The 20,438-nt window shown below is 52.6% G+C and carries 18 protein-coding genes; 7 read left to right on the forward strand and 11 right to left on the reverse strand.

Annotated elements, in window-relative coordinates:
- Positions 1 to 62: 62 nt before the first annotated feature.
- The 4 genes from AB3G37_RS14455 (at position 63) to AB3G37_RS14470 (ending at position 3,901) form a co-directional block, all read left to right on the forward strand.
- Complete coding sequence (locus tag AB3G37_RS14455) at positions 63 to 968, forward strand: dihydrodipicolinate synthase family protein (RefSeq protein ID WP_369788233.1); 906 nt, start codon at positions 63 to 65, stop codon at positions 966 to 968.
- A 175-nt stretch (positions 969 to 1,143) separates the two neighbouring features.
- Complete coding sequence (gene fhuF, locus AB3G37_RS14460; protein WP_369788234.1) at positions 1,144 to 1,899, forward strand: siderophore-iron reductase FhuF; 756 nt, start codon at positions 1,144 to 1,146, stop codon at positions 1,897 to 1,899.
- A gap of 126 nt (positions 1,900 to 2,025) precedes the next feature.
- Positions 2,026 to 2,400 carry a hypothetical protein gene (locus AB3G37_RS14465; protein WP_009635342.1) on the forward strand — a complete coding sequence of 125 codons (375 nt, stop codon included), beginning with the start codon at positions 2,026 to 2,028 and terminating at the stop codon, positions 2,398 to 2,400.
- A gap of 217 nt (positions 2,401 to 2,617) precedes the next feature.
- Positions 2,618 to 3,901, forward strand: coding sequence for an MFS transporter (locus AB3G37_RS14470; RefSeq protein WP_369790966.1), 1,284 nt, complete (start codon positions 2,618 to 2,620; stop codon positions 3,899 to 3,901).
- Positions 3,902 to 4,030: 129 nt separating this feature from the next.
- Here AB3G37_RS14470 and AB3G37_RS14475 read toward each other — a convergent pair whose 3' ends face one another.
- Together AB3G37_RS14475 and AB3G37_RS14480 are read right to left on the reverse strand one after the other, a co-directional pair.
- Positions 4,031 to 5,119 (reverse strand): iron-containing alcohol dehydrogenase family protein, encoded by a 1,089-nt coding sequence (locus AB3G37_RS14475; RefSeq protein WP_369788235.1) that lies wholly within the window; start codon positions 5,117 to 5,119, stop codon positions 4,031 to 4,033.
- 136 nt (positions 5,120 to 5,255) lie between these two features.
- Positions 5,256 to 6,776 carry a YchO/YchP family invasin gene (locus AB3G37_RS14480; RefSeq protein WP_369788236.1) on the reverse strand — a complete coding sequence of 507 codons (1,521 nt, stop codon included), beginning with the start codon at positions 6,774 to 6,776 and terminating at the stop codon, positions 5,256 to 5,258.
- A 521-nt stretch (positions 6,777 to 7,297) separates the two neighbouring features.
- Here AB3G37_RS14480 and AB3G37_RS14485 point away from each other — a divergent pair.
- From AB3G37_RS14485 to AB3G37_RS14495, 3 genes are read left to right on the forward strand one after another with little or no spacing between them, the layout of a single operon-like run.
- Positions 7,298 to 8,068, forward strand: a complete 771-nt coding sequence (locus tag AB3G37_RS14485) for a gluconate 2-dehydrogenase subunit 3 family protein (RefSeq protein WP_369788237.1) — start codon at positions 7,298 to 7,300, stop codon at positions 8,066 to 8,068.
- A gap of 18 nt (positions 8,069 to 8,086) precedes the next feature.
- The gene (locus AB3G37_RS14490) at positions 8,087 to 9,850 is read left to right on the forward strand and encodes a GMC family oxidoreductase (RefSeq protein WP_009635337.1); all 1,764 of its coding nucleotides are present in this window, start codon (positions 8,087 to 8,089) and stop codon (positions 9,848 to 9,850) included.
- A complete protein-coding gene (locus tag AB3G37_RS14495) occupies positions 9,847 to 11,082 on the forward strand; it encodes a cytochrome c (protein ID WP_009635336.1) in 1,236 nt (411 codons plus the stop codon). Before AB3G37_RS14490 ends, AB3G37_RS14495 begins: the two co-directional genes overlap by 4 nt.
- Before the next feature lie 235 nt (positions 11,083 to 11,317).
- On the opposite strand, the gene AB3G37_RS14500 is transcribed toward AB3G37_RS14495, so the two are convergent.
- The 9 genes from AB3G37_RS14500 to AB3G37_RS14540 all read right to left on the reverse strand — a co-directional run bounded on the left by AB3G37_RS14500 (position 11,318) and on the right by AB3G37_RS14540 (position 20,434).
- Positions 11,318 to 12,202, reverse strand: coding sequence for a LysR family transcriptional regulator (locus tag AB3G37_RS14500; RefSeq protein WP_369788238.1), 885 nt, complete (start codon positions 12,200 to 12,202; stop codon positions 11,318 to 11,320).
- A 102-nt stretch (positions 12,203 to 12,304) separates the two neighbouring features.
- Positions 12,305 to 12,577: a DUF2442 domain-containing protein gene (locus AB3G37_RS14505; protein WP_369788239.1), complete on the reverse strand. Its 273-nt coding sequence runs from the start codon at positions 12,575 to 12,577 to the stop codon at positions 12,305 to 12,307.
- Entirely contained in the window at positions 12,561 to 12,794 is a 234-nt protein-coding gene (locus tag AB3G37_RS14510; protein WP_009635333.1) for a DUF4160 domain-containing protein, read from the reverse strand. The genes AB3G37_RS14505 and AB3G37_RS14510 overlap by 17 nt, the downstream gene beginning before the upstream one ends.
- 139 nt (positions 12,795 to 12,933) lie before the next feature.
- The gene (locus tag AB3G37_RS14515; protein WP_369788240.1) at positions 12,934 to 13,755 is read right to left on the reverse strand and encodes a M55 family metallopeptidase; all 822 of its coding nucleotides are present in this window, start codon (positions 13,753 to 13,755) and stop codon (positions 12,934 to 12,936) included.
- A gap of 16 nt (positions 13,756 to 13,771) precedes the next feature.
- Positions 13,772 to 14,827 carry a P1 family peptidase gene (locus tag AB3G37_RS14520; protein WP_369788241.1) on the reverse strand — a complete coding sequence of 352 codons (1,056 nt, stop codon included), beginning with the start codon at positions 14,825 to 14,827 and terminating at the stop codon, positions 13,772 to 13,774.
- Positions 14,828 to 14,918: 91 nt separating this feature from the next.
- A complete protein-coding gene (locus AB3G37_RS14525) occupies positions 14,919 to 15,833 on the reverse strand; it encodes an ABC transporter permease subunit (RefSeq protein WP_009635330.1) in 915 nt (304 codons plus the stop codon).
- 8 nt (positions 15,834 to 15,841) lie between these two features.
- Positions 15,842 to 16,762 carry an ABC transporter permease gene (locus AB3G37_RS14530; protein ID WP_009635329.1) on the reverse strand — a complete coding sequence of 307 codons (921 nt, stop codon included), beginning with the start codon at positions 16,760 to 16,762 and terminating at the stop codon, positions 15,842 to 15,844.
- A 150-nt stretch (positions 16,763 to 16,912) separates the two neighbouring features.
- Positions 16,913 to 18,457: a glutathione ABC transporter substrate-binding protein gene (locus AB3G37_RS14535; protein WP_009635328.1), complete on the reverse strand. Its 1,545-nt coding sequence runs from the start codon at positions 18,455 to 18,457 to the stop codon at positions 16,913 to 16,915.
- Between the two features lie 60 nt (positions 18,458 to 18,517).
- Entirely contained in the window at positions 18,518 to 20,434 is a 1,917-nt protein-coding gene (locus AB3G37_RS14540) for an ABC transporter ATP-binding protein (protein WP_369788242.1), read from the reverse strand.
- Between the last annotated feature and the right edge of the window lie 4 nt (positions 20,435 to 20,438).

A 20,438-nucleotide genomic window follows, 5' to 3' on the forward strand; every position in this document is an offset into this window, starting at 1 on the left:
AAAAATGAAACATCGTTCTATAAATGAACGATGTTCTTTTTTTTATTATCCAGGAGAAGCTCATGACCACTCCCCAGTTTCACGGCGTGATCCCGCCGGTCCCCACTTTGCTTGACGCTCACCAACAGCTCGACAGGCAGGGCATGAAAAACCTGATTGATTTCACTGTTGCCGGTGGCGTCAATGGGTTGTTCTTTCTTGGCAGCGCCGGGGAATTCGCGCACATGTCCGAGGCTCTGCGCCACGAGGTAGCGACCTTCTGCACCCAGTATGTTGATAAACGCGTGCCCGTGCTGATTGGTGCTGCACATCCGGGCACTGAAGCGACGCTGAGCTTTGCCCGCCATGCCAAGAGTGTCGGCGCGGACGGTGTGGTGGTGGTCAATCCTTACTACAATCCGCTGGCCGAAGAAAATATCTATCTGCATTACAGCTATCTGGCTGAAAACCTTGACCTGCCGATTGTCATTTACAACTTTCCGGCTCTGACCGGGCAGTCGATCCCGGTTTCGGTCATCACCCGCCTGGCGCAAAAATATCGCAACATTGTTGGGCTGAAAGACACCGTCGATAGCCTGAATCATATTCGTGAGACCCTCCAGGCAGTCAAGCCACTGCGTCCTGATTTTGCGGTGTTTGCCGGTTACGATGAATATCTTTTTGGCACGCTGATTCTCGGGGGTGCAGGCTCTATCCCCGCCAGCGCCAATTTTGCTCCGCAGCTGACCTGCGGTATTTATCAGGCATGGCAGGATAAAGATTTTGCCAAAGCGGTTCAGTTGCAGCAGCAACTTTCCTGGCTGCCGCCGCTGTATGCACTCGATACCCCGTTTTATAACGTGATTAAACATGCGATTAAGCTGGTCGGCGTTGACGTGCAGGTCCACTCTTTGCGCCCCGCCCAGCCGCTGAGCGAAGCGAAAAAAGAACACGTCAAAGCCATTTTGCAGCAGGCCAATCTGCTGTAGCGAGTAAAGCCATGCGTAGGCGGCACCTCACTTACGCTGGCTGCCCGAACTGCATAATTATCCAGCAATCAATTAGCTATCGATGCCAATACAAATAGAAATCATTATTATTTCTGTTGAGATTTAGATACTCTGAATTATCTTTACCGTTTTGGCTGACTCAACACTTTGAATTATGCAGATACTCTTCGATAGCTTCCGCGATGGCCCCCTGCCTTGGGTTGCCGACCAGTTCAAGTTTATGACTTCTGATGTGTCCGATGCGCTGCCGCTTAGTCTGCTGACCACTGAGGCCGGATGTGCCAGCCTGTTGGACCGCTATTTAACTGCGCATGCGCAAGAAGTCCGCCAAATCGACCAACGCCGCGCCCGCATCTCAATGTGGTCCCAATGGTATTTCGCCAATGTTCTGCCAAGCTGGGTAATTATCTCTCTGACCCATAACTGGCAGTTGCCCATCCGCCCTGACCAGCTTTATCTGAGTTTGCAGGAAGAGGGTCTGCCAAATCAGATTTACCTGCAGAGCGAAGGCGAGGCGTTTGTTGCCCATGATGACGCGCCATTTTATCGTTTTGATGAGATGATTGAGCAACACTTACGTCCGGTTTGTCAGGCGCTGGCGGCAGTGTCCGACCTCAAGCCAGGTATTTATTGGGGCAATGCGGCGGTTCGCGTCAACTGGGGCATTCAGCAGGCTGAGTTGCTGAATATCGATACCCGTGAAGGCAAAGCGCTAATTGACGCACGCGAACTGTCGGCAGGCAGGAAAAATCCGCTGTTCCAGCCGCTGCGCCCGGAAAATCCCTGCGATCCGGCCAGTACGCTTTATCGCCGTCAATGCTGCCTGCGTTACGACTTGCCCGACGTCGCCATGTGCCCTTCCTGCCCGCTGTTGCTGGCAGAAAAACGTCGCCGAATTCCCACCCGATGAACTATTGGCACACAATTTATCGACACTTTTTTACTGTTTGGCTTAACTTAGTTGAAAAAATGATTGGATCTTAGCGGCAGAAAAATATAGTAATTAGGTTATATAAACAGCTAGGGGATAATGAATATGTCTAAACAACAGCCCGACGATCGAACTGCCTGGTATTCATCCTCAGCGCTGAAAACCAATCTGAACGACCTTAACTCATTGGCTACCGGAGTTTTAAACACCCTGTCGCAGCCGGTGAATCAGGTTTGGAACCACATTCTTGGCAAGCAAGAGCCGCTTCGAGCCAAGATTGTTCATCGCTACGCGGTGCCTTCATCGCGCACTATCAGCGTGGCAGAGGGTTTTTTCGGATTTATTCCCATCGAGTCTTACGAGAATGAAAAATACATTCTTGAAGTTGCCTACGGTGATCAACAGTATCAGGTAGAAGTGCCACGCGCTTACTATCAGAAAAGCAATATCGGCGACGGTATCGATATTCATACCCTCTAGATAATTAGCGGTGATTCGGTACGCCAGGGATCGGCGATTCACCTCCCGCCACCATTGTTCGCATTTGCGCAACTCTCGCTTTATCTCCTCATCATTTGTATTTCGCCAAATCCGCTCACGTCTCTGTCAATACAATGAATTTTATTGACATTATTTCCCTATCGGCTTAAAAATTAATCACTTACGCAAGTGTATTAATAATAAAATGGAAATGATGATGCTAACCGTTACGGCAGGACAATCGCGGCGCGCGCTGGTCGCAGGCTCCGTCGGCAATTTTATTGAATGGTATGAATTTGGCGTTTACGGCTATCTGGCGACAGTGATTGCCGGTAACTTCTTTACTCTCGAAGGTCAAAGCGGGCTAACCGGCCTGATTCTGACTTACGCCTCTTTTGCGCTGGCATTCTTTTGCCGCCCGATTGGTGCCATCATCTTTGGCCGAATCGGCGACAAGATTGGCCGCAAGCCGACGCTGATTGCTGTCGTGCTGCTGATGACCGTTGCCACGGCAATTATCGGCCTGCTGCCGACCTACGCGGCGATCGGCGTCGCCGCTCCGCTGTTGTTAACCCTGATGCGCATGCTGCAAGGGCTGTTTGCCGGAGGCGAGTTCGGCGGTGCGGTGTCACTGATGACCGAATTCGCCCCCAAGGGTAAACGCGGAATTTATGGTGCCTGGCAGTCTTTCACCGTTTCTTTAGGGCTCCTGACCGGCGTGGGTCTGGTTGCATTGCTGGCGCATTTTCTCACTGCGACACAGTTAACTCAGTGGGGCTGGCGTATTCCTTTCTTGCTGGCATTGCCGATGGGGCTGGTGGCGCTGTGGCTGCGTTTGCAGCTCGACGAAACTCCGGCGTTTAAACAGGCTAAAAGCATTGAATCAAAGCCGCTAAAAGCCTCGCCGGGGCAGACTATCAAGGCAATTGCATTGGGGATTGGCCGCATGATGGGCTGGTCAGCCGGTGGTTATACTTTTCTGGTGGTCATGCCCTCGTATCTGCAGACCTCGTTGCACGCGACTTTCCTGCAGGCGCTAGTGGCTACCGTGCTGGCGAATGTCGGGTTTGCGCTGGCTATCCTTCCGGCGGGTAAACTCAGTGACAAAATAGGTCGTAAAGCCGTGATGGTCGCCGCAATGCTGGTCATTATCATCCTGACCTTCCCTTTACTGCACCTGCTGCAGGACGCACAAAGCAGCCTGATGGCCAAGGGAATTGCCGTGCTGATTGCCGGTGCTGCTATCGGTGTCGTTGCCGGACCTGGCCCTGCGATGCTGGCCGAGATGTTCCCGACCCACACGCGCTATACCGGCCTGGGGCTTTCCTATTCACTTTCCAACGCCGTTTTCTCTGGCTGTGCCGGACTGATTATCACCGGCCTTATCAAGGAAACCGGCAATCTGGATATTCCGGCTTATTATGTGGTTGCGACCTGTGTGGTGAGTTTATTTGCGCTGATGACCCTGCGGGGAAATGCGCACAGGCAGGAAGATTTTTAGATAATGATTGAGGAAGGAGTGAAGCTGCAATGCCCTGCTCCTTTTTGCTGAATATCATGTTTGATCAAGCTAATGATTGTATGAGCAATCCATTAAAAAGCGGTGACGCGATAACTTTAAAATGTCCGTTTAAGCCTTGACCAGACTCAAGCGCTCGACTCGCGCTATCGCCTCATGCATTTGCTGATTCGTTACTTCCATTGGCATATTGGCCATGTCGGGCGTCTTGAGGCTTTGCTCGACGATCAGCTGTAAATCGGCTTCATCCAGACCGCTGGCAATCGACTTGAGGTCCACCGGTATGGCGCAGGCGCGCGCAAGTTCAATGGCGGCAAGCAGCTCCGAATCAGGACGATTTTCCAAAGCCAGCAGGCAAAGATTGCCAAACCCCACCAGCAATCCGTGAGCAACCGGCCGAGTTTTTGCACAGGCGGTAAAACCATCGTAAAGGGCATGAGCCGCGCCAGTGTGCGCACCATTGCTCATGATGGAAGTCAGTCCGGCGTAAAGGAAAATGGCATCCAGTACCTGCTCCAGCGCCAGGTTGGCCTGCCCGGCGCGGACTGCTTCGCAGGCGTCAGCAGCATAATGCTGGATCAGCGTAAAGCAGAGTTCGCTGTTGGTGCGTGCGACACCGGCGAGACCTGACAACAGATTTAAATCGCTGATGGCGCGATATTCATACCATTTTGCCAGCGTATCGCCCATGCCTGCAGACAACCAGTGTAGCGGCGCGGTGGCCAGTAAATCTGCATCGATTACTACTGCAGCCGGCCCACAGGCCAGAGGAAACATATCGCGAAACTGGCCATTTTGATGATAACGAAACGCCAGCGGTGTGACCGCCGAGCAGGTCCCGGCAATGCTTGGCAATGTCACAACCGGAATATTACACAACACGCCTGCGGCCTTGGCGGTATCTAAAGCACGGCCGCCACCAGTGGCAATCACCACTTCAACACCCTGCATTTTAAGACGATCGGCCAGACGTTTGATTTCCTGCTCGCAGCATTGGCCTGCCAGTTTTTCATGTCCGAGATAACTGACCATTTGCTGGTCTAACTGGTCGGCGACTTTTGCCTCCACGCTGGCAATCCCCCGCTCACCACCGACCAATAGCGCGCGTTGCCCTAAACGGCCGCACATCGCGCCAAGGTGTTTGATTGCTCCACGCCCGCGCAGCACGCTGCCCGGAAAAACCAGTCGATGAGTGAACATAACGCTCCAGATGTGGAAAACCCTACACTCATTATGGAAGAGGAAATCTAAAAAAGCCTGCGCCGGGTTAACAGTCTGGTGAAATGATGTTGCACAGGCTGATTAGTTGCACAGGCTGATTAAAGGAAAGAGCAGATTAATGGCCGGAGCTGGACGAAGAGCTGAAACTCAGATCGTCCTGCTGCGGATAGGCACTCAGCGGCGGCGAAACGTTGAGAGTGATCCAGTTTGAAGTCACGTTCTGCTGTTTGCTGTCCACTGCCGTCACCGAGAGGCGATAACTATTGCTTGCGCCGGGGCTGTCGTCCCATTTCGGCACAATCACAGTCCAACCGTCGGCATCGCTGTTGGATTTTGCTGAAGTCAGGCTGAGAGCCTGAGTATCACCCTGCCAGCTTAGCGCCTGTATTTTGTTGACCGCGTGGATTTCGAGCTTCAACGGCAGGCTTTCCCCGCCTTGCAATGTCCAGGGCGGTGTCGCCAGATAAACGGACAGCGTTTTGCGTTGGCGGAACTCCATGACAGGAATATTGTTACGATCGACGGCATCAAAACGGCTGCCGCGCAGTGAATGGGCTTCGGCGACATAATTCGGCGAAAGCTGCTGGTTTAGCGGCACGCCAAGTTTGTAGGTCAGGGATAACTGCACCAGATCCTGATTATCGCCACTTTGACCCTGTTGCCGCTCGGCGCTTACGGTAAACAGCGGCACCGGCGTGTAGTTAACACCCAGTGACAGCGCCGAAGGGTTGCTCTGATAATTACCGTCGCCAAACAGGTCAACCCGATCGCCACGATACTGTTCATAACTGAGGGTGGCACCAATCTGGCGATAAAACGGCAGATAAGCCTTGGTGCGGATGTCATATCCCGAGGCCATGCGGCGCATCGTTGCAGAACCCTGCGACTCGGCATTATAGCCAGACAGCGGTTGATAATAGTTAGCCGATAAATGCAGGTAATCGGTCCATGCTTCGGCACCAACGCTACCGCGTTTCAGATCGCTGACAAAATCATCATCGATAAAAGCATTGTATCCAAGCATCCAGGCTCCGGTTGACCAACGCTGGCCGAGACCAAAATTGCCGACATCGGCTCCACTCTGATGCTGGATCCCCACCTGGCTGTAAGTCAGCAGCGATTTGCTGGCATACAACGGGCTCAGCAAGGTTGCCGAACTCCCGCTCAAGTTACCGCCGCTGACGTCGAAATTAATAGTTGTAGTCCCCAGCGGAGAAAGCAGACTGGTGGTTTCCTGTTTGACCAGACGCGCAGCCTGCTCCAGTGCCAGCGTTTCCGCCTGCTCTCTTAAAGGGTCATCACTGCCGCTGGCCGTGCTGTCTTCGCCAAACTGTTTAAGGGTAGTGGCAACCTTGGTCTCAAACGCCTGGCTCTTCGCCGCTGGATTTTTATTCAGTGAGCTGCCGAGATCGGGCAAGGCATTGGGATTACTGACCGGCTGGTTAAAAATCGAATTATAGGTTGAAGCCGGAGCGGAATAATCAGTGCCGGGGTTAAGCAGCAAGGCGGAATCAGTGATCAAAGCCTGCGCGTCAAGCGGGGTCAGGGCACAAGAAATCACAATGCCGACTGCTAACTTCAGAGGGCACAGAGGGCTCTTAACAAAACTGTAAAAATTTTTTGTGACGTCGGTCATAATCCACATATTTGGCCAGCAAAATGAGATCTTACCGAACGAGGTCAGAATTACAAGGGTAAGGATTTTGTAAACCTCGGCAAATTACGCTCAAAGCTCTGAGAGTTGTTGCAATTCGTGTGATTTTTTCATTGCAGAAACAGTCGCTTAGTTCCCTTGCAAAACCCATGGTTTAAATGACTAAAAAACAAGCTATAACCTTCTAATTAATAAGCCTTTGAAGGCGAGTTGATGGCTAAGCGCATTGCCTATAAATCCATAAAAAATCTCCAAAAATTACATCCACAAAATGAGATTTACACCTAAACAACAAAAATACACATTTCATTTACATAACTTAATATCCTATTCTTGCTATGCACTCTTGAAAAATGTCACCACCCGACTGAACACGTTGATCGTTCAGGGCGTCATTTTTCTGTCTTAACGTTTCCAAAATTTCGTTGAAAGCATCACTCCCTATCAAGTTCAACGTATTAAAAAGAGGCGATTGCCTTATTTATAATTAACAGGGGAACTTTATGAGCAAGAAGACCTTGCCGGGCATTTCGCGTCGGCAAATTCTGTCGTTTACCGCTGCTTCCGCCGTTCTCGGCGCGGCCAAGGCGGCAAATGCCGTCAGCCTTAAAGGTACGCCAGTCTGGAGTCCTTTCGACAGCAGCCCACCGCCAAAAATTGAAACCGATGGTTGGGTCTTCTTTACCGATGCAGAGGCCGCAGCGGTTGAAGCCATCGTCGATCGTCTGGTGCCCGCCGACAATCTCAGCGTCGGTGGCAAAGACGCAGGCTGTGCGGTGTTTATCGACCATCAGCTGGCTGGATTTTACGGCACGTTTGATCGCCTATATATGCAAGGCCCCTTCCAGCCCGGTACGCCAGAACAGGGGGATCAATCCCCACTGGTACCTCAGCAGCGCTATCGCATCGGCCTTGCCGCACTGGAAGAATACACTCAGGCAACCTACAAAAAATCCTTCAAGGATCTTACCGGCGACCAGCAGGACGATGTCCTGAAAGGGCTGGAAAGCGGCAAGATTGCCCTTGACTCCTCAAGCTTCAAGAATCAGATCGACTCCAAAATGTTTTTCGCCATCGTGCTGAAAAACACCATGGAAGGTTTCTTTGCCGACCCGATTTATGGTGGTAATCGCAATATGGTGTCGTGGAAAATGCTGGGTTTCCCTGGCGCGCGCTATGACTACCGCGAGTACATCGGCAAACATAATCAGAAACTCGATCTCGAACCTCTCAGCATCTCCGGCGGCGATGCATGGAAGATTTCCAAAAGCTAAGGGTTAAGGACTAGAAAAATGGCGAAAAAACTCCCTAAGACCGACGTAGTCGTGATTGGTCTCGGCTGGGCTGGATCGATTATTGCCCATGAACTGGCCGATGCCGGGCTTGATGTTGTTGCTATTGAACGCGGCCCATGGCGCGATACCGCGCGTGATTTTAACATTGCTACCGTGGCTGACGAACTGCGCTACAACACCCGCGAAGAGCTGATGCTGCGCAACCGGCAAAACACCATCACTATCCGTAATAATCCGTCGCAAACCGCGCTACCGATGCGCGAATGGGGCTCGTTCCATCCGGGTAACGGTACTGGCGGCGCTGGCAACCATTGGGCAGGTATTACTTTCCGCTTCCAGCCCCACGAGTTTCAATTACGTACTTATCTGCTTGATAAGTATGGCGCTAAAGAGATGCCGCCGGAGCTGGTGCTGCAAGACTGGGGCACCGACTGGAGCGAGATGGAACCGCATTACGCCAAGTTCGAACAGTTGGCTGGCGTGTCGGGCAAAGCCTCGAACGTCAACGGCGAACATCACGAAGGCGGTAATCCGTTTGAAGGCATGCGATCTATTGAATATCCAACACGCCCCATGGATCAACCTTACGGGCCAACTCTGTTTGCCGAAGCCGCACGCAACATGGGTTACAAGGCTTTCCCTGTGCCGTCATCGCTGATTTCCGAGCCTTACACCAACCCGTTGGGCATCAAAATGGGCCCCTGCACTTTCTGCGGCTTTTGTACCAACTACGGCTGCGCCAACTATTCCAAGGCCAGCGCAATCACTACTGTACTTCCCGCATTGATCCGCAAGGATAATTTTGAAGCGCGCACCAGCTGTGAAGTGATGAAAGTCGTGATGGATGCCAGCGGTAAAAAAGCCACCGGGGTGATTTATATCGACTCCTCCGGCGACGAGTGGGAACAGCCTGCTGACCTGGTAGTCGTTAGCGCCTACACTTTCGAGAACGTTCGCCTGATGCTGCTTTCCGGCATCGGCAAACCTTATGATCCAGTAAGTAACAGCGGCACCACCGGCCGTAACTATGCTTATCAGACCGCGAACGGCGTGCAGCTTTTCTTCGACGACAAAAACTTCAACCCGTTTATCGGCGCGGGTGCGGTGGGCATGGGTATCGACGAATTTAACAACGATAACTTTGACCACAGCGGGCTTGGCTTCTTCGGCGGCGGCAGCATTCGAGTAACGCCTATCGGCGCAGCTCCGATTGGCTATCGCCCGGTGCCGCCTGGAACGCCAAAATGGGGTAAAGAATGGAAGCAAACCACGGTCAAGAACTACCTCAGCAGCATGTCGATCGGCTGTGAAGCCAGCAGTTACACCATCCGCACCAACTATCTGTCGCTGGACCCGACCTATAAAGATCCGCTGGGCCGGCCACTGCTGCGCGTCACCTTCGACTTTCCGCAAAATGACCTGAAAATGGCCCAGTACTGTACCAGCAAAGTCGGCGAAATCGCCAAGGCAATGAATCCGCGCCAGTACGTTGAAAGCCCGACCAAGGGCCATTGGAACGGAACCCCTTATCAGTCCTCGCACGTTTGCGGCGGATTTGTGATGGGTGCCGACCCGTCTACCAGCTCGGTGAATAAATATCTGCAAGTCTGGGATGTGCCAAACCTGTTTGTGGTGGGGGCTTCTGCCTTCCCGCAGAACCCGGGATACAACCCAACCGGTACCGTGGGTGCCTTGGCATTCAAGGCTGCCGAAGCGATCCGCGATCGTTATCTTAAAAATCCTGGGGAGATGATTGTATGAAAAAACTGGCATCTTTTTCACTAGGATTATTGGCGCTGGGCATCAGTGCCCTGGCGCACGCGGGGGGGAACGGCGATTACTCACAGGTTGAGCGCGGCCGTTATCTGGCCACGTTAGGCGACTGCGCCGCCTGCCATACCTCGGGCGTTCAAGGCAGTAAACCTTATGCCGGTGGTGTAGCACTTCAGACCCCGTTTGGTTTACTGATGGGGGCCAACATTACCCCGGACCCTGATACCGGCATCGGCAAGTGGACATTTGACGATTTCCAGCGCGCGATGTCTCATGGCATCGGCCACGACGGCGTTCGTCTTTATGGCGCGATGCCGTTTACTGCCTATACCAAAGTCACCCGCGAGGATAATCGGGCAATTTGGGAATATTTGCAGACGCTACAGCCGGTGCATAACACCGTGATATCGAACCAACTCCCCTTCCCGTTTAATATTCGCACCAGTCTGATCGTCTGGAACTGGATGAATTTCGAACAGGGCGCGTTTATTCCTGACCTGAAAAAGTCTGCCGACTGGAATCGCGGCGCTTATATTGTTGCCGGATTAGGACACTGCGGCACCTGCCATACGCCGAAAAACCTGTTAGGTGGTGATAAAAACAGTCAGTATCTGCAAGGCGGCGTAGTTGAAGGCTGGATGGCGCCAGATATCACCGTCAACAATCACACCGGCATTGGCAAATGGACGGTAGAAGACATCACCGCGTACTTAAAAAATGGGATAAACCGCTACGATATGGCCTCTGGCCCAATGGCTGAAGAAGTTAAAAACTCGTCGAATCACTGGACTGACGCGGATTTGAAAGCGGTGGCGGTTTACCTGAAGGACAGCGGGCACGACAGTGGCAGTCAGCCACCGGAACCGATAAAAGCCAATGACAGCAGTATGATAGCTGGCAAAGCCATTTATGCCGACCGTTGTTCCGGCTGCCATACGCCTGATGGCAAAGGTCAGGAAGGCCTGTTCCCTCGACTGGCTGATTCACCGTTAATCGTTAGCAGCAATGCGACCTCGCTGATTCACGTAGTGCTGGCGGGCAGCCGTCCGGTTGATACCGATGCAGCCCCAACGGCACCGGGCATGCCGTCGTTTGGTGGCAACATGAGTGATGCCGACGTAGCCAACGTGCTGACCTATATTCGCAACAGCTGGGGCAACTCGGCGTCGGCGGTTAGCAGCGGCGACGTGAAGGACCTACGTGATAAACTGCGGGAATAGTTTTTGATTCAAACCGATGTTCCATGAACAGAACGCCAGATAGACAACAGGTGAGTAGGTATCTGGCGTTCTGTTCAAATGGTAATTACCGCGGCCGTGCCTTGATGTTGAATTCATTAATATTCTTTGAATCAGCCACAAACACATATTATTTTGATTGTATTCCAATAATGAAAAATAAGAGGAAGTCACTTATTTCGGTTAGCCAAACTTGCACATAAGCGGGTTACTTTTCTCAAGACTCCCCCAGCTCCCAAAGCTTGTGCCTGATTGATTGCTGTAAGGCCAGACCAACCTGCGACTGTGGCTGATCGCGGCGGCTCAGCAGGATCACCTCAAACGGCAAAGCATCCACCACTGGAACAATTTTTAGCTGATTGACATAGCGTTGGGCGGTGAAGGTATCGACAACGCCGACGCCACCTCCGGCTAGCACCATATCGGCAATCACCGAGTAAGTTTTGATATGCAATGACGCGTGCGGGGTCAGCCCCTGTTCGCGCAATACCCGATTAAGCACTTGCCCCAGCGGGTCTTGCTGTTGCAGCATCAGCAAATCATTTTCACTTAACCATTTCAGCGTTACCGGACCTTCAACCGGGCAATCCAGCGGCAACAATGCCACCATGTTGGCCGAATAAAGCGTTTCTGAAACCAGCTCGGCTGAAGCCTGCTCGCCAAAGGCCAGCGCGAAATCCATTTTGTACTGCATCAAATCCTGACTCAGGGTATTAAAGTGCCCGGTCACCAGTTCAACACTGCCCGCTGGCGTTTTGCGGTGAAAATCAACCAACACCGGCGCCATCACGCTATGCCCCAGAGCGTGAGCGGACCCAATTCTGACGTGTTGACCCGCCCCCTGGCGCAACTGCTCGGCCAGGAATCCGATTGACTGAATGTGACTGAACAGCGCCTCTACCTCGGGCATTAACCTGCGCCCTTCCGGAGTAATGATCAGGCCCTGCGGAGTGCGGTCAAACAGGTTAAAACCAAGCTGCTGTTCGGCATGGTTGAGGACTCGGCTGACATTTGGCTGCGACACATTAAGCAGCCGGGCAGCACCGCTGACGCTGCCTGCCTGCAAAACCGCCTGAAACACTTCAATATGACGCAAACGCATGCTGGTTTTCCCTTAGATGTCCCGTATCTGCAAAAAAAATAAAAGCAGGTAACGAAAGTACCAAAAAGCATCATGCCTTGCTTTATTAAGTTAGGAGATTTTCTAATGGCGAGGTGAAAGACCAGCAACGCCCTTAATCCCCATCAGCAATCCTTCTGTGCTTAGGTCTTCATCAAGATCTGGCCAATGTATGCCTAATCCGGCTCCTGCCAATTCCCAATTATTTCGTTGCTCGGGAGTGCCTGCATAGAGGCGGGGATACCATGCGATGGGCACGGTAATTGTTCTGCCATCCATCAAATCCACCGACAGTCGGCTATCATCAATTCGCACATTCATTACGCGCAGGTCATTTTCCTTACATAAAATAAGCATCCCAAGCCTCCTGTAAAACGGTTCGATGATCTGAGACCATACGTTGAATTGTTCGCAGTTCATGTGAACGATATCCCACACTACTTGCTATGCTCAGATTATGTAACCATATTTTAGCCGTTGCGCAGCCCTTATCAATATGAATATGAGCTGGCTCGTTGGGCTCGTGGCTATAGAAATAGAAACGAAAACCGCCGATCCTTAAAATTGTTGGCATTATTGACTTCCCTGCGTTGAACCCGGTACGTGAGCTATTTCGTAGCAAAAATGAGCAGCAAACAGAAATAATTAAGGACCGGTATTGGGAGCCAATTCTAATTCATCTTCAAAAATACCATTATCGCAAAGCGCTTAAATCACTTCTGGGTAGTCGCCAGATAAGAGAACGTGCCGAGCAGGCTTATAATCGCCGCGATCTGCGGGCTGGAATAGCCTACGGTGATAGCATCAATACGCTCAACGCCAGGTATCATACAAAATAGATCGGCCAATACGGGTTTGGCGACCATCAGCTCAAGCCTGTAGGGACAACCAAAGCGACGTTCGACGCCTTTACCGGCATTTTTTACACTTTTAGCCGCCTGCTGACGAATTTTATCGCGGGCGAATTCAGGACTTATTGATTCGGCCGCATTGGCAGAAATCGCTCGCTTGACGCAAACGTAATCCGCTGCGGGATAATGGCGCATTACCCATTTTTCAAGCTGATCGTCTCCGGTGACCATCCACAGCGGGACATCAAGCTCGGCACCCAGCGCGGCATAGAGGTCGGTCTCACCCATTACGCTGCCATTAATTTTGATACGATAAAACGCCCGACCATTAATAGTATGCGCCAGCACGCCAAACTCACCGGCTGCGCTGTGAAAACCGACAAACATCAAGCCGTCATAGCCGCCCTGCTCCAGCCCTTCCAGCATCGATAGCCCACGCGGTTTTCCCTGCACCAGACGCGCACGCGAGTCAATATTGGCCGCGCGCAAGTTCTGCATCATCGCATGGCTATCGGCGACGACGACTTGGGTTGCGCCGCCCTCGAAAGCTCCTGCAATCGCCGCGTTAACTTCTTGCTCCATCAGCCCGCGAGCGGTTTCATATTCAACGTTACCCGGACTGCACTGCTCTGGACGCATCACTCCCGCGATACCTTCAATGTCGGCGGATATAAATACTTTCATCAATTATCTCTTTAAATTAACGGGTCGCCAGACTGTCGAGTACGCCTGCCAGTCCTAAACGGAAATGTTTTTGGAAACCGATGACCGTTTCAGCGGCCAACATCGCATCAAGCACCGCCTGTTCGGTGGCATCGGCGGCCATCGCCAGCAGCGGTTCAAGCTGTTCATCGGCTAAAAGCTCGCCCTCGCGGCAAGTGGAAAATGCCACCGCAATATCGCCCGACCCATGGCCCCAATAGCTGCCGAGTCGCCCCAGCCCTGCTCCGGCACGGCGCGCAATCCGCGTCAGCTGGCGACTATCAAGATAGCGATCGCAGGCCATGATAATAATGATTGAACCGGCATCAACCTGCGGTGCCAGCTCCGGCAGTAGTTGCTCGATTTCAGCACCAATACGCACACCGTCCAGGGTCAACTCAGAAAGCACGCCAAAGTTGGCGAGTACCAACACGCCAATCTGCGTGTCTAGCTTTTCATCGTGGCGCGACGCTGTGCCAATCCCGCCTTTAAGACCAAAACAGCTCATTCCTCGTCCCGCGCCGACGCTGCCACGAGCAAAGTCAGTTGAGGCAGAATTTAATGCCGCCATGGCATTTTGTTCACTTAGCGCCATCGCCTGAATATCATTCAGATAGGCGTCATTGCATTCTAAAACCAGTGGATTGATCGTCGCACTGCCACGCCCAATCTGCGGAAAATCAGCACAGCTCTGTCGCACCATGGCGTTAAACAGTGTGCCAACAGAAAACGTATTGCCCAGCAGGATTGGGGTTTGCAGCTCGCCCAGCTCCATCACCTGCGTCAGGCCGACAGGTTTGGCAAAACCGTTCAACACCGCCGCGCCACAGGGTAAAGGATGGGTATAAAGATTGGCACCGGGCGGGACAATCGCCGTCACGCCAGTCTGAATCTCGCCCGCTGACATTGTGCTATGACCTACCGTCACGCCCGCAATATCGCTGATGCTGTTGGTGGCACCGGTTGGGAAACGCGGGGTAAACAGTAGCCGCCTTTCACGCCAACGCTCCAGCAAGGCATCCACGCCCCGCAGGTTAAATACATCTAAAGACATCGTTGTATCCTTACGAATCAATCAACTACGTCATTGACTCTGCCGCAAAACGTCAAGCGATCGCTATTGCAAGGTTAATGACGGCGGTGATTTACTTCTTCAATTTAGGGTCCAGAGTGTCGCGTAAAGCGTCACCCAAAAGATTAAATGCCAGCACGGTGAGGAAAATTGCCAGCCCCGGGAACACCGAGACGTTCCATTTTCCAGCCATCATCATGTTGCGGCTCATTGCCAAAATATTGCCCCACTCAGGCACGTCTGGCTCCGGGCCGAGGCCGATGAAACTCAGGCTGGCTGCGGTTAAAATACTGGTGCCGATACGCATGGTGAAATAGACAATCACGTTCGACAGTGTGCCCGGCAAAATATGGCGCAAAATGACGACTCTGTCCGGCGCGCCCACGCAGCGCACCGCCTCGACATAGGCACTTTGCTTAATAGACAGGGTTGAAGCGCGCACGATGCGGGCAAAAACCGGCACGCTGAATACCGCCACTGCGATAATCACATTGTTTAAACCCGGGCCGAGGATGGCAACCACCGCAATCGCCAGCATTACGCCGGGGAAAGCAAACAGCACGTCTGAGCCGCGCATGATCAGCATATCGAGCCATTTGCCGTAATAACCCGCAAGCAGGCCGAGAATAACCCCCGCCACCATGCCCAGGGTTACCGATAGCAGGCCGACATAAAGTGAAATACGCGCACCGTAAATAATACGACTCAGCACGTCGCGCCCGAGGTCATCGGTGCCAAACCAGTGCGCGGCAGAAGGCCCGGCGCCTAACGCCATCCAGTCTGGCACCTGCGGATCGTACGGCGCTATCCACGGGGCAAAAATGGCCACCAGCACCAGTAACAGAATAAAAATCGAAGAGACAATCGCCATCGGATGACGAATAAAACTCTGGAAAAAATCTAGCCACGGCGAGCGGATGTCATCTTTCGAACTGATCGCCACCTCGGCAGGATCCAACGGCGGCAGGGTATTTGCAGGCTGAACCATAGATGCTCCTAACTCAGTCGAATCGACGGATTAACCACGGCATAAAGCAGGTCAACCAGCGTATTAATCACAATAAACTCGAATACAAACAGCATCACCAATGCCTGAATGACCGGCTGGTCCTGCGTTTGAATCGACTGAATAAGCAACCAACCCAGACCGGGCCAACTGAATACTGCCTCGACAATAATCGAGCCGCCGAGCAGGAACCCAAACTGTAAACCCAGCATGGTGATCACCGGGATCAGCGCATTGCGCATGATGTGCTTCCAGGTCACCAACCGCGCGCGCAGGCCTTTGGCATTGGCGGTGCGTACATAGTCTTCCTGCGCAACATCAAGAAATGCCGAACGGGTAAAACGAGCCATCACTGCCGCCACCGACGATCCCAGAGTGATTGCCGGCAAAATAATATCGCTGGGTTTGTTGAAGCCGCTGACCGAGAAAATGCCAAACGGCATGGCGACAAACTGAATCAGCAGCAGCCCCAACCAAAACGGCGGCATCGAAATCCCGCCGATTGCAAAACTCATTAGTGTCCAGTCCTGCCATTTACCGCGTTTCAAGGCCGACCAGACACCAATCACCAACCCCAACACCACTGACCAGGCAAATCCGGCCATTGCCAGATACAGCGTTGGCATAAAACCCGCTTCAATAACGCTTAACACCGGCTGGCGAGTGCGATAGGTAGTACCCAGATCGCCGTGAAACACTCCGCTTATCCAGTGCCAATACTGCGCCGGGAGAGGATCGTTTAAACCAAGCAGTTGCCGCGCTGACTCTACCTGCCCCAATGTCGCATCCTGCCCCGCATAGATACGCGCAGGGTCACCCGGCAGCAGCTTGATAAAACCAAATATCAGTAATGACACCACCAGCAGAACCGGGATCATTTCCAGTATTCGGCGGATAAAATATGTCAGCATAAAATCCCATTCCCCGATTACAAATCTACGTCCAACCGCCTGCAATCCAGACAATCTATAAGCGCGTTTAAGGGAAAGCTCCTTCGGGTGCGCCAGCCCCGTGTATCTCGACTCAGTTGGCAACCTGCCTGTAAACTTCGCTAATAAAACTTATTTAAACTGTGCCTGATTAAACAACAGCGTGCCGTCAGCCAGCATAAACACGCCTGACAGGTCTTTGGTTTTACCGACCAGGTTGTCCGGAGAACCCAGGAAGGCGACCGGCGCGTCAGCCCACAGCAGTTTCTGCGCATCATCGTAAGAGGCTTTGCGCTTAGTCATATCCGCTGTTTGCAGCGCAGCAGTTATGTCCGCGTCTACCGCTTTGTTACTGTAGTAAGAAACGTTGTAGCCTTTAGGAATAAAGGATTCGGTGGCAAACAGCGGACGCAGCGCCCAGTCAGCATCACCGGTCGAGGTTGACCACGAACCGTAATACATCTGCACCTTGGCATCGGCCGGATTCGGCGTGCTCCACAGACGCTGGTTGATACTGCCCGCATCCATGGGTACAAACTTCACGCGCACGCCAATCAGCCCCAACTGCTGCTTGATGAACTGGCCGGTGCGAATGCGGTCGGTTTTGTTCGAACTCCACATCTCAACGTCAAAGCCGTTCGGATAACCCGCTTCCTTCAGCAGTTCCTTCGCTTTGGCGATGTTGTAGCTGTAATCCGGTGTAGTCTGTTTCTGATAGAACTGGACGTGGCTCGGCAATGGCGAGGTCGATGTCTCACCCATACCGGCAAAACCGACTCTCAGCCACAGATTACGGTCAATCGCATAGTTGATCGCCTGGCGAACGCGTGCATCCTTGAATTCTTTCATCTGCGTATTGAACGCGATGTAATAAAGGTAGATGCCCGGGTCGCGCTGAATATCCAGTTTCGGATCGTTTTTCACCGTATCAACCAGATCTGACGGCAATGGATACACCGCCTGCACCGCGCCAGACTTGAGCTTGGCAACCTGAGTCGAATCTTCTGGCGTTGGATAGAACGTTACAGAGTCAACTTTTGGCCAACCCTTCTGCCAGTAGTTATCGTATTTAACCAGCTTGACGTCTTTACCCTGCTGCCACTCAACGAATTTAAACGGACCTGTGCCCACTGGATGCACGCTGAGATCTGCTTCGTTTGGATAAGCTTTAAGTGATGCCGGGCTATGCATCACCGCAGAAGGGTGCGCCAGAGTGTTAATCATTGCGCCGAAAGGTTTGTTAAGCGTGATTTTCACCTGGTAAGGCGAGGTCACCTCAACGGTTTTAATCATACTAAACAATCCGTTACGCTTAAGGTGATTCGCTGGATTAGCCAGACGATCGAGGTTAACTTTCACCGCCTCGGCATTGAACGGCGTGCCATCCTGGAAAGTGATGCCCTGACGCAGATTAATGGTGAACACCGTCGCCGTGTCATTGCTGGTGTAGTCAGTCGCCAACACAGGGATAATCTTCATCTGGTTATCAAATTCAAACAGACGCTGGAAAATACCCGTTTGCACCGAATAGCTCAGCGTGTCGGTAGTGTCGTGCGGGTCAAAACCCGTGACATCCGCATACATCGAGATACTCAGATCTTTGGCCAGCGCCGAAGTGGTAAAGCACAGTGCCAGGCTGGCAGCTAATAGTGTCTTGCGGTTTAACATCGAATGCATGAACTTCTCCTGTGAGTATCCCGAAACGTGCAAAATGAACTGAATAATTAGACCGTTCGTTTAAAAACGAAGAGCATCTTCTGCTACCCAATGGTGTAGAGACACCTGACGGTATTTCACTTTTTCTACTTGTAAACCGGCCGGATGAACTGGCGACTTCACTTCGGCGTCATCAAAACTGCGGGCCGTCCTTTTGGTGGGATCGGCAATTGGCACAGACTTGAGCAAACGTTGGGTGTAAGGATGTTGCGGATTGCTAAAAATGGCGTCGCGTGGGCCAATTTCGACAATTTGCCCGAGATACATCACCGCGACGCGATTGGCGATACGTTCCACCACCGCCATATCATGAGAAATAAATAGCCAGGCAACTCCGGTGTCGCGCTGTAAATCCATCATCAGATTCACTACCTGCGCCTGAATCGAAACGTCCAGCGCCGAAACGGCTTCGTCGGCAATAATGACCTGCGGTTGCAATGCCATTGCGCGAGCAATCGCGATTCGCTGGCGCTGACCGCCGGAAAACTCGTGTGGATAACGACGGGCAACAGACGGGTCTAAACCTACGCTTTTCAACAGCTTGTTAACCGTTGGCGTGGCGTCTTTCAGCGAACGCGCCATCCCGTGGATCAATAATGGCTCGGCAATCGAAAAACCCACCGTCAGACGCGGATTTAACGAAGCATAGGGGTCTTGAAAGACCATCTGAATCTGACGCCGCACTGCCTGAAAAGGCTTGTCGCGCAGCAGAGTGATCTCTTTGCCCTCGAGATGAATACTTTCCGACTCACTGCCGACAAGACGCAAAATCGCACGTCCGGTGGTCGATTTCCCGCAGCCGCTTTCCCCTACCAGCGCCAGCGTTTCACCAGGCCAGATAGAGAAATCAATTTGTTCAACGGCGTGCACTTCCTGAGTAACGCAGGATAAAATCCCTGAACGGATTGGATAACACACCCGCAGGCCGCGAACGTCGAGTAATGGCGCAGCGTTGTAATCCGCAGTTTTTTGATCGCCGGAAGCCGCCGGTTCGGTAATTTGCGCCAACGGGGTCCCTTCTTTCTGGATCAGCGGAAAACGACGAGGCCATTCCAATCCCTGCATGTCACCGAGTTTTGGAACGGCTGCCAGCAGCGCGCGAGTATATGGATGACGTGCGTGAGCAAAAACTTGCTCCACACTGCCCTCCTCCACCACCTCACCGTGATACATCACCACCACGCGGTCGGCGATTTCCGCGACAACCCCCATGTCATGGGTGATAAACAGCACCGCCATATCCGAGCCGCGTTGCAGGTCACGCAGGATTTGTAAAATACGCGCCTGCACGGTGACATCCAGCGCGGTGGTTGGCTCATCGGCAATCAGCAACGCCGGATCGCAGGCCAGCGCCTGGGCGATCATCACCCTTTGGCGCATGCCGCCGGAAAGTTCGTGGGGATAACACTTGAGGATGCGTTCAACATCCGGGATACGCACCTGCTTCAATAGCTGGCGCGCCTTGTTCAATGCAGCGGATTTATTGCTGATGCCGTGGTCGATCAAGCCTTCGGTAAGCTGATCGCCCACCCGTAATACCGGGTTCAGCGAGGTCATCGGTTCCTGGAAAATCATCGACATTTCCTGACCGCGCAATTTGCGACGTGCATCGGGGCCCATCTTGACCAGCGAATGTTTCACACCGCCGCGGTTGGTAAATTCAATGCTGCCGCCGTCAATGCGCGCCGAATCGGCCAGTAAACCCATGATGCTTAGCGAAGTTACCGATTTTCCGGAGCCACTTTCGCCGACTACCGCGACCACCTCACCTTTATTAATAGAAAAAGAGACGCCTTTGAGTGCCTGAGTCTTTCCCTGTCGGCCAGCAAAACTCACCGACAAATTCTTTACCTGAAGAATGGGCCTGTTGCGGCTTTCCGACAGCGACGGGTCAGCAGACTCGGTTGAGGGCGCCTTACTAACGGGCATTTCAGTCATCAAA

This window comes from Rouxiella sp. WC2420 (assembly GCF_041200025.1).
GTDB lineage: Bacteria > Pseudomonadota > Gammaproteobacteria > Enterobacterales > Enterobacteriaceae > Rouxiella.

Coding starts and splice junctions, on each gene's coding strand:
- AB3G37_RS14535 (WP_009635328.1), bottom strand. CDS start 18,457: ATGCATTCGATGTTAAACCGCAAGACACTATTAGCTGCCAGCCTGGCA.
- AB3G37_RS14455 (WP_369788233.1), top strand. CDS start 63: ATGACCACTCCCCAGTTTCACGGCGTGATCCCGCCGGTCCCCACTTTG.
- AB3G37_RS14520 (WP_369788241.1), bottom strand. CDS start 14,827: ATGTCTTTAGATGTATTTAACCTGCGGGGCGTGGATGCCTTGCTGGAG.
- AB3G37_RS14505 (WP_369788239.1), bottom strand. CDS start 12,577: ATGCTTATTTTATGTAAGGAAAATGACCTGCGCGTAATGAATGTGCGA.
- AB3G37_RS14480 (WP_369788236.1), bottom strand. CDS start 6,776: ATGACCGACGTCACAAAAAATTTTTACAGTTTTGTTAAGAGCCCTCTG.
- AB3G37_RS14485 (WP_369788237.1), top strand. CDS start 7,298: ATGAGCAAGAAGACCTTGCCGGGCATTTCGCGTCGGCAAATTCTGTCG.
- AB3G37_RS14475 (WP_369788235.1), bottom strand. CDS start 5,119: ATGTTCACTCATCGACTGGTTTTTCCGGGCAGCGTGCTGCGCGGGCGT.
- AB3G37_RS14525 (WP_009635330.1), bottom strand. CDS start 15,833: ATGGTTCAGCCTGCAAATACCCTGCCGCCGTTGGATCCTGCCGAGGTG.
- AB3G37_RS14515 (WP_369788240.1), bottom strand. CDS start 13,755: ATGAAAGTATTTATATCCGCCGACATTGAAGGTATCGCGGGAGTGATG.
- AB3G37_RS14465 (WP_009635342.1), top strand. CDS start 2,026: ATGTCTAAACAACAGCCCGACGATCGAACTGCCTGGTATTCATCCTCA.
- AB3G37_RS14500 (WP_369788238.1), bottom strand. CDS start 12,202: ATGCGTTTGCGTCATATTGAAGTGTTTCAGGCGGTTTTGCAGGCAGGC.
- AB3G37_RS14530 (WP_009635329.1), bottom strand. CDS start 16,762: ATGCTGACATATTTTATCCGCCGAATACTGGAAATGATCCCGGTTCTG.
- AB3G37_RS14495 (WP_009635336.1), top strand. CDS start 9,847: ATGAAAAAACTGGCATCTTTTTCACTAGGATTATTGGCGCTGGGCATC.
- AB3G37_RS14510 (WP_009635333.1), bottom strand. CDS start 12,794: ATGCCAACAATTTTAAGGATCGGCGGTTTTCGTTTCTATTTCTATAGC.
- AB3G37_RS14490 (WP_009635337.1), top strand. CDS start 8,087: ATGGCGAAAAAACTCCCTAAGACCGACGTAGTCGTGATTGGTCTCGGC.
- fhuF (WP_369788234.1), top strand. CDS start 1,144: ATGCAGATACTCTTCGATAGCTTCCGCGATGGCCCCCTGCCTTGGGTT.
- AB3G37_RS14540 (WP_369788242.1), bottom strand. CDS start 20,434: ATGACTGAAATGCCCGTTAGTAAGGCGCCCTCAACCGAGTCTGCTGAC.
- AB3G37_RS14470 (WP_369790966.1), top strand. CDS start 2,618: ATGCTAACCGTTACGGCAGGACAATCGCGGCGCGCGCTGGTCGCAGGC.